A 15088-nucleotide genomic window follows, 5' to 3' on the forward strand; every position below is an offset into this window, starting at 1 on the left:
GGTTTCTTTATCGGTACATGATGAATCTGCGCATAACTATACTCGACCGTGACCTGCGGACCACGAGCCGCGGCACCACCACGGAGACACCATGCAGACCCGATCCACCCTCGATGAGCATGCGACGGTCGCGGCGCCGGCGCCCGGGCGCACCGCGAAGCACTACCTGTTGGCCGGCTGGGCCAGCATGGCCGGCACCACGATCGAGTGGTACGACTTCTTCCTCTACGGCACGGCCGCCGCGCTCGTGTTCAACCGCATCTTCTTCCCGTCGCTGGACCCGGTCGTCGGCACGCTCGCCGCGTTCGGCACGTTCGCGGTCGGCTTCATCGGCCGGCCGATGGGCGGCATCGTGTTCGGCCACTTCGGCGACCGGATCGGCCGCAAGTCGATGCTGATGATCACGCTGCTGCTGATGGGCGTGCCGAGCATGATCATCGGGCTGATCCCGTCGTACGACCGCATCGGCTACTGGGCCGCCGCGCTGCTGATCGCGATGCGCTTCCTGCAGGGGATGGCCGTCGGCGGCGAATGGGGCGGCGCGGTGCTGATGGCCGTCGAACACGCGCCGAAGGGCCGCAAGGGGCTGTTCGGCAGCCTGCCGCAGACGGGGGTCGGGCTCGGCCTGATCCTGTCGTCGGTCGCGATGGCCGCGGTGGCCGCGCTGCCGGAAGCCGACATGCTGTCGTGGGGCTGGCGCGTGCCGTTTCTCGCGAGCATCGCGCTCGTCGGCCTCGGCTGGTTCATCCGCGCGAAGGTGCCCGAATCGCCCGACTTCGAGAAGATGCAGCGCCAGGGCAAGGCCGAGAAGTCGCCGGTGACGGCCGCGCTGCGCCGCCATCCGCGCGAGGTGCTGACGATCGTCGGCGCGCGCGCCGCGGAGAACACCTGGTTCTACATGGTCGTCACGTTCGCGCTCGCTTACGCGACGCAGCAGCTGCACCTGCCGAAGGCCGCCATGCTGCACGCGATCACGGCCGGCGCGGCGCTGTCGCTCGTCACGATGCCGCTGTGCGGCCACCTGAGCGACCGCATCGGCCAGCGCCGGATGTTCGCGATCGGCCTCGTGCTGATGGGCGCGTTCGCCGCGCCGTTCTTCATGATGCTCGGCACGCAGCAGGTGTCGTACGCATGGTGGGCGATCGTGCTCGGCCTCGGTGTCGTGTTCCCGATCCTCTATGCGCCGGAATCGCTGCTGTTCGCGCAGCAGTTCCCCGCGGAAATCCGCTACAGCGGCATCTCGTTGTCGGTGCAGCTGGCCGGCGTGATCGGCGGCGGCTTCGCGCCGATGATCGCGACGTCGCTGCTCAAGGCCGGCGGCGGCCAGCCGCACTACGTGATCGCGTACCTCGTCGGCTTCGGCGTGTTCGCGCTCATGTGCACCGCGCTGATGCGGCCTCCGCGCGCCTGAGCGCGCCAGCCGGCATCCGTCCGGATCCAGTTCGTCCTGCTGTCCGCCGTGCCTGCACGGGCGGCGGATACAGGCTGCTTTTTCATCGCAACACCGCTTCCTATCCCGGAGAGTTCCATGAACGCCGCAGTTCCCCAGACCACCCTCGCCCTGCCCACCGCCAAGCTGCTGATCGACGGCGCGTTCGTCGAATCGCAAAGCGCCGAATGGGGCGACATCGTCAACCCCGCGACGCAGGAAACGATCGGCCGCGTGCCGTTTGCGACGCTCGACGAGGTCGATGCCGCGATCGCGTCCGCGCAGCGTGCATTCCAGACGTGGAAGACGACACCGATCGGCGCACGGCTGCGCATCATGCTGAAGTTCCAGGATCTCGTGCGCCGCAATCTCGAACGGATCGCGCACACGCTGACGGCCGAGCAAGGCAAGACGCTGCCCGACGCGCAGGGCGACATCTTCCGCGGCCTCGAAGTGGTCGAGCACGCGTGCTCGATCGGCACGCTGCAGCAAGGCGAATTCGCGGAAAACGTCGCGGGTGGTGTGGATACCTACACGCTGCGCCAGCCGATCGGCGTGTGCGCGGGCATCACGCCGTTCAACTTCCCCGGGATGATTCCGCTGTGGATGTTCCCGATGGCGATCGTGTGCGGCAACACGTTCGTGCTGAAGCCGTCGGAGCAGGACCCGCTGTCGACGATGCAGCTCGTCGAGCTCGCGATCGAGGCCGGCGTACCCAAAGGGGTACTGAACGTCGTGCACGGCGGCAAGATGGTGGTCGACCGTCTCTGCACGCATCCGGACATCAAGGCGATCTCGTTCGTCGGCTCGACGCGCGTCGGCACGCACGTGTACAACCTCGGCAGCCAGCACGGCAAGCGCGTGCAGTCGATGATGGGCGCGAAGAACCACGCGGTCGTGCTGCCCGATGCCCACCGCGAGCAGACGATCAACGCACTCGTCGGCGCGGGCTTCGGCGCGGCCGGCCAGCGCTGCATGGCGACGTCGGTCGTCGTGCTGGTCGGCCAGGCGCGCGACTGGCTGCCCGAGCTCGTCGAAAAGGCGAAGCTGTTGAAGGTCAACGCGGGCGCGGAAGCGGGCACGGACGTCGGCCCCGTCGTATCGAAGGCGGCGAAGGAACGCATCCTGTCGCTGATCGACGCAGGCGTGAAGGCCGGCGCGAAGCTCGAACTCGACGGCCGCAACGTGAAGGTGCCCGGCTACGAGCAGGGCAATTTCGTCGGCCCGACAATCTTCTCGGGCGTGACGACCGACATGTCGATCTATACGGAAGAAATCTTCGGGCCGGTGGTGGTCGTGCTCGAAGCCGACACGCTCGACGAAGCGATCGCGCTCGTCAACCGCAACCCGATGGGCAACGGCGTGGGCCTGTTCACGCAGAGCGGCGCGGCCGCGCGCAAGTTCCAGAGCGAGATCGACATCGGCCAGGTCGGCATCAACATCCCGATCCCGGTGCCGGTGCCCTACTTCAGCTTCACGGGTTCGCGCGGCTCGAAGCTCGGCGATCTCGGCCCGTACGGCAAGCAGGTCGTGCAGTTCTACACGCAGACCAAGACGGTCACCGCGCGCTGGTTCGACGACGACGCGACGGCCGGCGGCGTGAACACGACGATCGCGCTGCGCTGAGTGCGAAGCATGGAACCGGACCAGGCGCCAAAGCGCCAAGTCCGGTCGACACGGAGACCTGTACATGGAAATCGCATTCATCGGACTCGGCAACATGGGCGGCCCGATGGCCGCCAACCTGTTGAAAGCCGGCCACGCGCTGACGGTGTTCGACCTCGACGCGCACGCGGTGGACGTCGCCGTGCGCGCCGGCGCGGCGGCCGCCGGCTCGCCGCGTGAAGCGGCCGCGCGCGGCGCGGTCGTGATCACGATGCTGCCGGCCGCGCAGCACGTGCGCGCGGTCTACCTCGGCGACGACGGCGTGCTGGCCGGCGCGCGCGCCGGCGCGGCGCTGATCGACTGCAGCACGATCGATCCCGGCACCGTGCGCGCCGTGGCCGACACCGCCGCGCAGCGCGGCTTCCCGCTCGCCGACGCGCCCGTGTCCGGCGGCACCGGCGGCGCGCAGGCCGGCACGCTGACCTTCATGGTCGGCGCGGACGCCGCGCTGTTCGAGCGCCTCCGCCCCGTGCTGCTCGACATGGGCAAGAACGTCGTGCATTGCGGCGGCACTAGCACCGGGCAGATCGCGAAGATCTGCAACAACCTGCTGCTCGGCATCTCGATGATGGGCGTCTCGGAAGCGATGGCGCTCGGCGCGGCGCTCGGGATCGATCCGGCCGTGCTGGCCGGCATCATCAATACGTCGACCGGCCGCTGCTGGAGCTCGGACACCTACAACCCGTATCCGGGCGTGAGCGACGCCGCGCCGGCCGCGCGCGGCTACGCGGGTGGGTTCGCGGCGAACCTGATGCTGAAGGATCTCGGGCTCGCGACCGAAGCGGCGCGCGGCGCCCGCCAGCCGGTGTGGATGGGCGCGCTCGCGCAGCAGCTCTATCAGTCGATGAGCCAGCAGGGGCTCGGCACGCTCGACTTCTCCGCGTGCGTGAAGCTGTACGAGGCGCAGCCGGCGTAACCCCGCAGCCTGCACCGGACGCGCGCCGACCCGCGATGTGCCTGAACGGCATCGCGGGTCGTGTTGCTTGCGGGGGAAGGAAAACGCGGGCGGCGCCGCCGCCGGTCGTTCAACCGCGCGGGTTCGACGCCGTCTCGAAGGTCGGATGGCACTCGAACGCGAGTTCGGAGCGCGCGCCGACCCGGCTGCCGCCGGTCAGCGATTCCTGCTTCATGCTCGCGCGCATGCCGCGCTGCGTGCAGTAGTTGGTGGCTTCGTCAACGGCCTTCGTGTGGGCGTCGGCCCACGTCGTCGACACGCCGACCGTGCGCGTCGTCACGGTAAACACGTTCGGGTTCGACGTCGCGGTCACGTCGGAAGCGGTCGAACACGCGGCGAGCAAGCATGCGGCAGCCGCGACGGTCAACCATCGCAAGGTTCGAAAGGAAACGGGAGTGGACATGGGGGCAAGCGCGCGCCGTTCGACGCGTATTGAACAACATAGGCGACAGTATGCCTGCTCGATCGCCGGAGATCATGCCCCTTTCGGTGAACACATTGTTTCGAATGGTTAAACGATGATGAAAATGGGGCAATATTTCCGCCCTGTTTCCGGGCCAGATCGCGCGAACCGGTCATTTCTCCCGGCCGGCCCGCCGCAGCGCGTTGCGCGGCGGCCGATCAGTGCGCGGCTTCCTGCCGGATCCTGGCCGACGCTTCCGCCAGGTTCCGCCACGTCGGCTGTCCCGGCGCGTAGCGCGCCCGGATATACGCGGCCAGTTCGGCCATCTGCCGATCGTCGAATGCGTCGCCGAAGCCCGGCATGTAACCGAGCTCGCCGGTGGCCGGCTGGTCGATCCCGTGATGCAGCACGCGCAGCAGGTTGTCCGGTGCGGCCTGGCTGACGCTCGTGTTGAGCCCCATCAACGGGCGTACGCCGAAATGCCCGACGCCGCCCGATTCCGCATGACAGACCGCACACGCGGCGTCGAACGCCCGGCGGCCGTTCTCGAGGCCGAGCGTCGCAACGGCTTGCGCGCCGCGCGCGCGCCGGGCCGCCGCATCGGCCGCCGCCGCGGTATCGACGGGCGGCGACAGCGACGCGAGATAGTGCGCGATCGACCGGACATCGGCCTCGGGCAGCGACGCAAGCCCCGCGACGACGGGCGCCATCGGCCCCGCCGCGACGCCATGCTGCGCGGAGAAGCCCGTGCGCAGGTAGTCGAACAGCGCGCCTTCGGTCCATGGCACCGGCGTCGCCGGCGACGCGACGAGCGGCGGCGCGACCCACCCCTCGGCCTCGCCTCCCGCCAGGTACGCCCGACCGCCCTTCTCCGCGCCCAGCGCGTTGCGCGGCGTATGGCACGCGCCGCAGTGCCCGGCGCCGTCGACCAGATACTTGCCGCGATTCCACATCGCGGAGCGTGCCGGGTCCGGCGCGAACGGCCGTGCATCGTGAAACAGCCAGTTCCAGCCGGCGACGAGACGCCGTTGGTCGAGCGGGAACGGCAGCGTCGTCTTCGGCGGCACATGCTTCACCGGCGGCTGCGACATCAGGTACGCATAGAGCGCGAGCAGGTCGGGCTCGCTCAGCTTCGCGAACGCCGTGTACGGGAACGCCGGGTACAGGTGCGTGCCGTCGCGCGAGATGCCTTCGCGCATCGCGCGCGCGAACGCCGGATACGACCATCTGCCGATGCCGGTTTCAGGGTCGGGCGTGAGGTTCGTCGTGTAGATCGTGCCGAACGGCGTATCGAGCGCGAGCCCGCCCGCGTTGGTCGCGCCGCCTGGCGCGGTGTGGCACACCGCGCAATCGCCGGCGAGGGCGACCAGGCGGCCGCGTTCGAGCGTCGCCGCGCTCCACATCGCGCCGTCCGCGCCGCCGGGCGCAACGGGTGCGATCGACGCGGGGCCCGGCAGGATCGCGCAGGCCAGACCGATCAGCCCGCCGACCACCCCGCCCACGCCGCCGCCGGCCAGCCAGCGGCGCCAGCGCGACGCGCGACGCCCCGCTTCGCCGGAATCGGCCGGCACCGGTCGCGCGAGCGCCGCGCGAATGCGCTCGGCGTCGAACGGCGGTGCGCGAAACCGCACGCCCGTCGCGTCGTAGAGTGCGTTCGCGATCGCCGCCGCCGCGGGCGCCGCCGCCTGCTCGATCCGGCGCGCATCGTGCGCGGACAGTTCACCGTGCGCGCGATGCGCGGTGTCGTCGAACGCGATCAGTTCGTGAGCGATCGCATCCGGCCGCGCCCCCGTGCCGGTTTCGTCGTGCGCGGGCCGCGCGGACAAGCGCGCCCCCATCACGCGCGAAATCGCCGCCTCGATCTGCCAGGCGGGCAAGCCGGCCATCGACGGGCCGCCCGGTTCGCCGGCCCCCTGCCCGGCCACGACGCGCCGCACCGCGACGTCGCCCGTCGCGCGGTCGACATCGAGATCGACGACCCATGCGGACCAGCGCGCGTCGCCGTCGCGTATCGCGTCGGCTGCCGGCGGCGTGTCGCCGGAAGACGCCGCGGCGCCATCGAAAGCGAAGCCGCGCCCGCTCAGGCGTGCATGTGCACCCGGGTCGACCGCGACCGGCGCGCCCCATGCGGCGCGCTCGCTGACCATCCGGATAATCTCGCGCGGCCCCGCGTCCCGCGCCGCATCGAGGTGCTGCAGGCGCAACGCGACCGGGTCGCGCCGCAACGCGTCCGCGAGTTCGTCGACGAAGGATTCGCGCGCGAACACGTGCGCGTGGCCGGGAATCGCGCGGCCGGCATCGGCAAGCTCGATCGACGTCTGCGCATGCCGGTAGACGAACGGCGCGGCGGGGCCGGTATCCGCGTGCCCGGTCCTGGCGCCGTGCGGCGCGTGAAGATCGTCCGTGGCCGCCCGCGCGCGATAGCGCCAGGTCGTCATCCGACCGTCGGACGCGGTCCGCGTTTCGACGTCGAGCGATACCTGCGCGCCTGCATGCGCATCTCCGATCGGCCATGTGTAGCGCGCGTGGTGCGCGCACAATGCATCGACGCCGACGTCATCGCGCGGCTCGGGTAACGTCACGCGCGCCGGCGCGACGGGCAAGCCCGCGTCAGGCTTCATCGCCGCCTCGCAGATAGCGAGCCGCGCGATGCACGGCCCGGATGATCTCCAGGTGCGTGCCGCAGCGGCAAAGATTGAAGCGCAACGCATCGCGGATCGCCGCATCGTCCGGCGCGGGATCGCGGTCGAGCAGCGCCTTCGTGGTCATGATCATCCCGTTCAAGCAATAGCCGCACTGCGCGGCCTGCTCGTCGATGAACGCGCGCTGGATCGGATGCGGCGCGTCGCTCGACCCGAGTCCTTCCAGCGTCGTGACGTCGCGCCCGCTCGCGGCGGCGGCCGGCACGACGCACGAACGCGTTGCCTGCCCGTCGACCAGCACCGTGCATGCGCCGCACTGCCCGAGCCCGCAGCCGTATTTCGGGCCGTTGAGCGCGCAGTCGTTGCGCAAGACCAGCAGCAACGGCGCGTCGGGGGCGGCATCGTCGAAGGTGTGCGGCGCGCCGTTCACGCGAAACGCCAGCGGCCGCGACGGAGAAGCGGGATGGGACATGAATGGATCCGGAATGCGGCGCGCGGGCCGAGGGGCCGGGGGCGGGCGACCGGCGGCGGGCACTGCCGCCGGCGCGCCTGACATATAACACGCCGAAAAACACACGTACCGGCGCATCGGCGCTCGCGACGGCGAAGCGCCGGCCGGCGCGGGGCCGCGTACGCGTCAGGCCACGGCCGCGACGCTGTTGCGCGACGGCGAGACGAGCGGCACGTCGAACACGTCGTAGCCGAACACCCACGACGGATCCTCGTTCGTGCGCAGCCACGTGTTGTTGTGCGATACGAGCTGCACCTTCGACGCACGCGCCGCACGATTCGCCTCGTACAGCGCGAATGCGCCCGCGTAGTCGCCGACGCCGACTTCATCGAGACAACGCGCAAGCATCGCGGCATCCTCGATCGCCATCGCCGCGCCCTGTGCCATGTGCGGCTTCATCGGGTGGCACGCGTCGCCGAGCAGCACGAGGCGGCCGCGGCTCCACAACGGCAACGGATCGCGTTCGAGCAGCGGCCACTTGGTGATCGACGGCGACACATCGATCAGGTGCTGGATGTCGGCGTGGAAACCGGCGAACGCCTCGCGCATTTCGTCGCGGCTGCTGTCGACCATCGACACGCCTTCGGGCCATTCGGCCTGCGGCACGCCGGTCACGTAGTAATACTCGTCGCGCTTCTCGGTCACGTAGTAGACCATCATGTGGCGATCCTCCGACCACCACTTCACGCACATGTCGTACGCCTTGTGGCCGAGCAGCGACGCCGGGAACACCGCGCGGTGCGCGACATAGCCCGTGTAGCGCGGCGGCTCCGCGCCGAGCAGGTGCTCGCGGATCCGCGAATTCACGCCGTCCGCGCCGATCACGATGTCGGCCGTCTCGACGCTGCCGTCGGCGAACGTCAGGCGCACCGCGTCGCCGGTGTCGTCCACGGCCGCGAGCCGCTTGCCAAAGCGGATCGTGCCGGGCGTCACCGCCTGCGTCATCAATGCATGGAAATCGCCGCGATGCACGGTCAGGTAGCTCGCGCCGTAGGCCTTGCGCGCGTAATCGCCAAGCGGGATCCGAGCGAGCACGTCGGCCGTTTGCCAGTCGCGGCTGTACCAGCAATCCGGATGCGAACCCATCGTCTCCAGCGCGTCCTCGCAGCCGATGCGCCGCATGATCTTCATCACGTTCGGGCCGAGGTGGATGCCCGCGCCGAGGCGCGAGAACGCCGGCGCCTGCTCGTACAGCGCGACGTCGTAGCCACCACGCTGAAGCAGCGCCGCGGCGGCCGTGCCGCCGAGGCCGGCGCCGATGATTGCGATACGGGGTGTGCTCATGCGGATCTCCTGATCGTGGGCCCGCCGCCGGACACGGCGCGAGAACGGGCGGATTGAATGGCGTTTATATAGCGTACACACTCAATTTATTCATGACAAGCGGATTGTCGCCGGTCGCAGAGACATTCGGGAAAACACCAATAATTCCACGAATATTCGAGGCATAAGGCGACCATCACACGTTCTGCGCCATTTTTATCCATTGCGATTTTTAAATGTACACACTAGACTTTGCTCGACATCCGGCGATCCCGCGCCAGCGTGCCGCCCCATCCTTACCGACACGGAGCCTCCCCCGCCATGAGCAAGACCTACCGCATCGGCCAGATCGTGCCGAGTTCCAACACGACGATGGAAACCGAGATTCCCGCGATGCTGCGGCTGCGCGAAGCGATCCGCCCCGAGCGCTTCACGTATCACTCGAGCCGAATGCGGATGAAGAAGGTCGTCAAGGAAGAACTCGCGGCGATGGATGCCGAATCCGACCGCTGCGCGGTGGAACTGAGCGATGCGCGCGTCGACGTACTCGGCTACGCGTGCCTCGTCGCGATCATGGCGATGGGGCACGGCTACCACCGCGTGTCGCAGGCGCGCCTGACGAAGCACACGGCGGACAACGGCGCACAGGCGCCGGTGCTGACGAGCGCAGGCGCGCTCGTCGACGCGCTGAAGGTGATCGGCGCGAAGCGGATCGTCGTCGTCGCGCCGTACATGTTGCCGCTGACCGAACTCGTGGTCGACTACATCCGCAACGAAGGCTTTGACGTGCTCGCGTACCGCGCGCTGGAAATCCCCGACAACCTCGACGTCGGCCGCCACGACCCGGCGCGCCTGCCCGATATCGTGAAGACGCTGCCTTACCAGGACGCCGATGCGATCGTGCTGTCCGCCTGCGTGCAGATGCCGTCGCTGCCGGCCGTCGCGAAGGTCGAGGCGATGACCGGCAAGCCCGTGATCACGGCCGCGATCGCGACGACCTACGCGATGCTGCGCGAACTCGACCTCGAACCGATCGTGCCCGGCGCGGGCGCACTGCTGTCCGGCGCGTACTGAGCGCGCCCCTTTCGACGGAGCCCACATGCCCTCGACTTTCCTGTACGGCGCGAATGTTCGCGCGAACGGCATCCGCCAGCACTACCTGCGCTACGGCGGCGCGACCGGCGCGCGCGCATCGCGCCCGGCAATCGTGCTGATTCCCGGCATCACGAGCCCCGCGATCACGTGGGGTTTCGTCGGCGAAGTATTCGGCGCGGCGTTCGATACCTACGTGCTCGACGTGCGCGGCCGCGGGCTGTCCGACGCGTCGCCATCGCTCGACTACAGCCTCGATGCGCAGGCCGACGACATCGCGGCACTCGTCGCCGCGCTCGGCCTGCCGCGCACGAGCCTCGTCGGCCATTCGATGGGCGCGCGGATCGCCGCGCGCGCGGCGCGGCGCACTATCCGCGGGCTCGAATCGGTCGTGCTCGTCGATCCGCCCGTGTCGGGCCCGAACCGTCGCGACTACCCGGGCAAGCTGCCGTGGTACATCGACTCGATGGCGCTCGCGCGCGCCGGCACCGACGCCGAAGGCATGCGCGCGTTCTGCCCAACCTGGACCGACGCCGAACTGCAGCTGCGCGCCGAATGGCTGCATACCTGCGACGAGCGCGCGGTGCGCGCGACGTACGAAGGCTTTCATACCGACGATTTCCACGCGGACGCCGCGCAGCTGGCCGTGCCGTCGCTGCTGATCACGGCCGAACGCGGCGACGTGGTGCGCGACGACGACGTCGCCGAACTGCGGCGCGCGACGCCGTCGATGCGGCACGTGCGCGTGCCCGACGCCGGCCACATGATTCCCTGGGACAACGCGCCGGGCTTCTACGCGGCATTCGGCGACTTCCTCGGCGCGCCGCTCGCAGCCTGATCGCGCGGCGCCCGCCCCTTTCCTTCACGCCTTTACCGGAGCCGACGATGCCAGTCAGCGATACCCAACTGATCGACGCGTGGAAGCAGGTGCTCGCGCTGTCACGCCTCGAACCGGGCCAGACCGTCACGATCCTGACGAGCGCGGCCACTCACCCGCAAACACTGTCGTGCGCACTGATCGCGACGCAAACGATGGGCGCGATCGTCAACCGGCTCGACCTGCCGCCGGTGAACGGCGACAAGGCGTTCAGCCGCGACCCGCTTGCGTATCTCGGCACGACGCCGCTGACCGGCAACAAGGCCGCGATCGCCGCGCTGCGCGAGAGCGACCTCGTGCTCGACCTGATGACGCTGCTGTTCTCGCCCGAGCAGCACGATATCCTGAAGTCCGGCACGAAAATCCTGCTCGCGGTTGAGCCGCCCGAAGTGCTCGTGCGGATGGTGCCCACGCTCGCCGACCGCACGCGCGTGCTCGCCGCGGCGAAACGGATCGCCGCCGCCCGCGAGATGCGCGTGACGTCGGCGGCCGGCACCGCGCTCGTGTGTCCGCTCGGCGAGTTCCCGCCGACGGCCGAATACGGCTTCGTCGACGCGCCGGGCCGCTGGGACCACTGGCCGAGCGGCTTCGCGCTGACCTACCCGAACGACCGCACCGCGCGCGGCACGATCGTGATCGATCGCGGCGACATCCTGTTGCCGCAGAAGCGCTACGTGAGCGAACCGATCGTACTGACCGTCGAAGGCGGCTATGCAACGCGCATCGAAGGCGGCGTCGACGCCGACCTGCTGCGCGACTACATGGAGACCTTCGCCGACCCCGAAGGCTATGCGATCTCGCATGTCGGCTGGGGGCTGCAGCCGCGCGCGCGCTGGTCGACGCTCGGGCTGTACGACCGGGAGGCGACGATCGGGATGGACGCACGCGCATTCGAGGGCAACTTCCTGTTCTCGCTCGGCCCGAACAACGAAGGCGGCGGCAACCGCACGACCACCTGCCACATCGACATCCCGCTGCGCCGCTGCACGGTCGAACTCGACGGCGCAACCGTCGTGCGCGACGGCCGCGTGACCGATCAACCCGCGTGACCCACGAGCACCCGACACCATGAACGATCTTTCCCGCCACGCCGAAGCCAACGTGTATCGCCAGCAGGGTTTCGGCACGCCGCTGCCGCCGCACGGCAACATCGGCCTGCTGATCGTCGACTTCGTGGTCGGCTTCGCCGATCCCGCCACGTTCGGCGGCGGCAACATCGCACCGGCGATCGCGCGCACGACGCGTGCGCTCGCGCTCGCGCGCGAACGCGGCTGGCCCGTCGCGCACAGCCGCATCGTGTATGCGGACGACGGCAGCGACGACAACGTTTTCTCGCTGAAGGTGCCCGGCATGGCGACGCTGACCGAACACCATCCGAACAGCGCGATCGTGCCGGAGCTCACGCCCGCGCCAGGCGAACTCGTCGTGCGCAAGACCGTGCCGTCGGCATTCTTCGGCACGCAACTGGCGCCGTGGCTCGCGCAACGGGCGGTGCAGACGCTGCTCGTCGCGGGCGCCGTGACGAGCGGCTGCGTGCGCGCGAGCGTGGTCGACGCGATGTCGCACGGGTTCCGCCCGCTCGTGCTCGCCGATTGCGTCGGGGATCGCGCGATCGCGCCGCACGACGCGAACCTGTTCGACATGCAACAGAAATACGCGGCAGTGATGCCGCTCGACGATGCGATCGCGGCAATCGATGCGATGCAGGCGCGCACGCGATGATCCGTCGCGGCGGGCCGGCGGCGTGACTGGCCGGCGGGCGCCCGCCCGGTTGACGCTGCTCTTTTGGCGGCCTAGATTGGGCACGCGCGCGCGCGACGGTCACCGTCATTGCCCTCGCCACACACCGCGAACAGGACGCCCGGGCCGCCGGCCGCCTCGCCCCGCACACGCCGCAGCCGGCCGCGCGCCGCCTCTCCCTCGACAGGACCCGTCATCCGTGAACCGCTCCGAACTGCTCGCGCGCAACGGCTGCCTGACCGTGATCCGGCCGCCCGCGCCGCCCGTCAAGCCGGCGCCCGGCCAGCCGGGCAGCCTGTCGTCCTACGTGCCGGCGCTGCCGGAAGTGTTCGTCGCGATTCTCGACGACGGCCGCATCCTCGCGTTCAACGGCCACGTCGATCTCGGCACCGGCATCCGCACGTCGCTCGCGCAGATCGTCGCCGAGGAACTCGATGTGCCGGCCGCGCGCGTGACGATGGTGCTCGGCGACACGGCCGCGACACCGAACCAGGGCCCGACCATCGCGAGCGCGACGATCCAGATTTCCGCGACGCCGCTGCGCTGTGCGGCCGCGCAGGCGCGCCACGCGCTGCTGGCGCTTGCCGCCGAACGGTTCGGTGTCGACCCGGCGCAACTGCAAATCGACGATGCGACGATCTCGGCGAACGGGCAAACGGCCACGTTCGCCACGCTCGTCGCCGCGCACCGGATCGCGCTGACGCTGGACCTGAATACCCGCACGAAGGACCCCGCCCAATACCGGATCGTCGGCAGGTCATCGCCGCGCGTCGACCTGCCCGCGAAGGCAACCGGCCAGCTCACGTTCGTGCACGACATGCGCGTGCCCGGCATGCTGCACGGCCGTGTCGTGCGGCCGCCGTATGCAGGCCACGACAGCGGCGCATTCGTCGGCGCCTCGCTCGTCGATGTCGACCGCGCGTCGGTGGCCGACGTGCCGGGGCGCGTGGCCGTCGTCGCGATCGGCGATTTCGTCGGCGTGGTGGCCGAGCGCGAGGAACACGCGATCCGCGCGGCGCGCCAGCTGCGCGTGACGTGGCGGCCACTCCCCGCACTGCCGCCGCTCGGCGAACCGGCCGCCGCGATCGCCGCCGCACCGGCCAGACGCCGCGTGCTGCTCGACGAAGGCGATGTCGACGCCGCGCGTACGCAGCCCAACACGATCACGCTGTCGCGCACCTATGCGTGGCCGTTCCAGATGCACGGCTCGATCGGCCCGTCATGCGCGCTCGCCGACTACCGCGAACCGGGCGACGGCCGGATCACCGTGTGGTCCGGCACGCAGAACCCCGTATCGCTGCGCTACGACCTCGCGACGCTCGTCGCGCGCGACGAAGCCGATTTCGACGTGGTGCGGATGGAAGCGGCCGGCTGCTACGGCCGCAACGGCGCGGACGACGTGTGCGGCGACGCGCTGCTGCTGTCGCGCGCGGTCGGCCGCCCTGTGCGCGTGCAGCTCTCGCGCGCGGACGAACATCTGTGGGAACCGAAAGGCACGGGCCAGCTGATGCAGGTGACCGGCACCGTCACGCGTGACGGCCGCCTGCTCGGCTACGACTTCACCACGCGCTACCCGTCGAACGACGCGCCGCTGCTCGCGGCGCTGCTAACCGGCACGATCGCGCCTGAGCCGCGCGTATTCGAGATGGGCGACCGCACGGCCGTGTCGCCTTACGCGAGCCCGCATCGCCGCTTCGTCTGCGAGGATCTCGCACCGCTCGTGCGCGCGTCGTGGCTGCGCGGCGTGTCGGCGCTGCCGAACTCGTTCGCGCACGATGCGTTCGTCGACGAATGCGCGGCGCTCACCGGCGCCGACCCGCTTGCATTCCGGCTGCGCCATCTGCAGGACACGCGCGCGTCCGACCTGCTGCAGGCGGTGGCCGATCGCGCGGGCTGGACGCCGCGAATGCGGCGCACGCCGCATGAACCGGCTCCATCGCGGCTCGTGCGCGGCCGCGGGATCGCCTACGCGCGCTACGTGCACAGCCGCTTCCCCGGCTTCGGCGCGGCGTGGTCGGCATGGATCGTCGACCTGAGCGTCGATCGCGTGTCGGGCGAGATCCGCATCGAACGCGTGACGGTCGGCCAGGACACGGGCACGATGATCAACCCCGATGGCGTGCGTCACCAGATCCACGGCAACGTGATCCAGGTATTGAGCCGCACGCTGAAGGAGCGCGTGCGCTTCGCCGACGGCAAGGTCGCGTCGCGCGAATGGGCGAGCTATCCGATCCTGACCTTCGCGGAAGTGCCGGACGTCGATGTCGTGCTGATGCCGAGGCAAGGCGAGCCGCCGCTCGGTGCGGGAGAATCGGCGTCGGTGCCGGGCCCTGCCGCCGTCGCGAACGCGTTGTTCGATGCGACCGGCGTGCGGTTCTATGCGCCGCCGTTTACACCGGAGACGGTCCGGGCCGCGTTGCGCGACGCAGGCCGGTTGATGACGGTCGACGCGGCCGGTGAGCATCTGGCAACCGGCGCGGCTTGAGCGCTCTCAGCTTCGTCGCGGAATCA

12 protein-coding genes are annotated in these 15088 nt (G+C 69.9%); 8 read left to right on the forward strand and 4 right to left on the reverse strand.

Annotated features, from left to right (window positions below):
• The first annotated feature begins 91 nt into the window (after positions 1–91).
• From HWX36_RS02185 to mmsB, 3 genes are all read left to right on the forward strand, one after another.
• Positions 92–1411 (forward strand): MFS transporter, encoded by a 1320-nt coding sequence (locus HWX36_RS02185; protein WP_175950634.1) that lies wholly within the window; start codon positions 92–94, stop codon positions 1409–1411.
• 117 nt (positions 1412–1528) lie between these two features.
• Entirely contained in the window at positions 1529–3055 is a 1527-nt protein-coding gene (locus HWX36_RS02190) for a CoA-acylating methylmalonate-semialdehyde dehydrogenase (RefSeq protein WP_175950635.1), read from the forward strand.
• A gap of 64 nt (positions 3056–3119) precedes the next feature.
• Positions 3120–4010: a 3-hydroxyisobutyrate dehydrogenase gene (gene mmsB / locus HWX36_RS02195; protein WP_175950636.1), complete on the forward strand. Its 891-nt coding sequence runs from the start codon at positions 3120–3122 to the stop codon at positions 4008–4010.
• 109 nt (positions 4011–4119) lie between these two features.
• Here the strand turns inward: mmsB and HWX36_RS02200 are convergent, their stop codons facing one another.
• The 4 genes from HWX36_RS02200 to HWX36_RS02215 form a co-directional block, all read right to left on the reverse strand.
• Positions 4120–4452 (reverse strand): hypothetical protein, encoded by a 333-nt coding sequence (locus tag HWX36_RS02200; RefSeq protein WP_175950637.1) that lies wholly within the window; start codon positions 4450–4452, stop codon positions 4120–4122.
• A 218-nt stretch (positions 4453–4670) separates the two neighbouring features.
• Complete coding sequence (locus tag HWX36_RS02205) at positions 4671–7073, reverse strand: c-type cytochrome (protein ID WP_175950638.1); 2403 nt, start codon at positions 7071–7073, stop codon at positions 4671–4673.
• Complete coding sequence (locus tag HWX36_RS02210) at positions 7063–7566, reverse strand: (2Fe-2S)-binding protein (protein ID WP_175950639.1); 504 nt, start codon at positions 7564–7566, stop codon at positions 7063–7065. Before HWX36_RS02210 ends, HWX36_RS02205 begins: the two co-directional genes overlap by 11 nt.
• A gap of 165 nt (positions 7567–7731) precedes the next feature.
• On the reverse strand, positions 7732–8889 hold the full coding sequence (locus HWX36_RS02215; RefSeq protein WP_175950640.1) for an FAD-dependent monooxygenase: 1158 nt from the start codon (positions 8887–8889) through the stop codon (positions 7732–7734).
• Positions 8890–9189: 300 nt separating this feature from the next.
• On the opposite strand from HWX36_RS02215, the gene HWX36_RS02220 reads away from it, so the two are divergent.
• The 5 genes from HWX36_RS02220 to HWX36_RS02240 all read left to right on the forward strand — a co-directional run bounded on the left by HWX36_RS02220 (position 9190) and on the right by HWX36_RS02240 (position 15062).
• Positions 9190–9942, forward strand: a complete 753-nt coding sequence (locus tag HWX36_RS02220) for an Asp/Glu racemase (RefSeq protein ID WP_060212471.1) — start codon at positions 9190–9192, stop codon at positions 9940–9942.
• 25 nt (positions 9943–9967) lie between these two features.
• On the forward strand, positions 9968–10798 hold the full coding sequence (locus HWX36_RS02225) for an alpha/beta hydrolase (protein WP_175950641.1): 831 nt from the start codon (positions 9968–9970) through the stop codon (positions 10796–10798).
• Positions 10799–10845: 47 nt separating this feature from the next.
• Positions 10846–11886, forward strand: a complete 1041-nt coding sequence (locus HWX36_RS02230) for a 2,5-dihydroxypyridine 5,6-dioxygenase (RefSeq protein ID WP_175950642.1) — start codon at positions 10846–10848, stop codon at positions 11884–11886.
• A gap of 19 nt (positions 11887–11905) precedes the next feature.
• A complete protein-coding gene (locus tag HWX36_RS02235) occupies positions 11906–12559 on the forward strand; it encodes an isochorismatase family protein (protein WP_175950643.1) in 654 nt (217 codons plus the stop codon).
• Positions 12560–12776: 217 nt separating this feature from the next.
• Positions 12777–15062 carry a molybdopterin cofactor-binding domain-containing protein gene (locus HWX36_RS02240; RefSeq protein ID WP_175950644.1) on the forward strand — a complete coding sequence of 762 codons (2286 nt, stop codon included), beginning with the start codon at positions 12777–12779 and terminating at the stop codon, positions 15060–15062.
• The last annotated feature ends 26 nt before the right edge of the window (positions 15063–15088 follow it).

The organism is Burkholderia sp. BCC0405 (assembly GCF_902833075.1).
Taxonomy (GTDB): Bacteria; Pseudomonadota; Gammaproteobacteria; order Burkholderiales; family Burkholderiaceae; genus Burkholderia.

Coding starts and splice junctions, on each gene's coding strand:
- HWX36_RS02185 (WP_175950634.1), top strand. CDS start 92: ATGCAGACCCGATCCACCCTCGATGAGCATGCGACGGTCGCGGCGCCG.
- HWX36_RS02190 (WP_175950635.1), top strand. CDS start 1,529: ATGAACGCCGCAGTTCCCCAGACCACCCTCGCCCTGCCCACCGCCAAG.
- mmsB (WP_175950636.1), top strand. CDS start 3,120: ATGGAAATCGCATTCATCGGACTCGGCAACATGGGCGGCCCGATGGCC.
- HWX36_RS02200 (WP_175950637.1), bottom strand. CDS start 4,452: ATGTCCACTCCCGTTTCCTTTCGAACCTTGCGATGGTTGACCGTCGCG.
- HWX36_RS02205 (WP_175950638.1), bottom strand. CDS start 7,073: ATGAAGCCTGACGCGGGCTTGCCCGTCGCGCCGGCGCGCGTGACGTTA.
- HWX36_RS02210 (WP_175950639.1), bottom strand. CDS start 7,566: ATGTCCCATCCCGCTTCTCCGTCGCGGCCGCTGGCGTTTCGCGTGAAC.
- HWX36_RS02215 (WP_175950640.1), bottom strand. CDS start 8,889: ATGAGCACACCCCGTATCGCAATCATCGGCGCCGGCCTCGGCGGCACG.
- HWX36_RS02220 (WP_060212471.1), top strand. CDS start 9,190: ATGAGCAAGACCTACCGCATCGGCCAGATCGTGCCGAGTTCCAACACG.
- HWX36_RS02225 (WP_175950641.1), top strand. CDS start 9,968: ATGCCCTCGACTTTCCTGTACGGCGCGAATGTTCGCGCGAACGGCATC.
- HWX36_RS02230 (WP_175950642.1), top strand. CDS start 10,846: ATGCCAGTCAGCGATACCCAACTGATCGACGCGTGGAAGCAGGTGCTC.
- HWX36_RS02235 (WP_175950643.1), top strand. CDS start 11,906: ATGAACGATCTTTCCCGCCACGCCGAAGCCAACGTGTATCGCCAGCAG.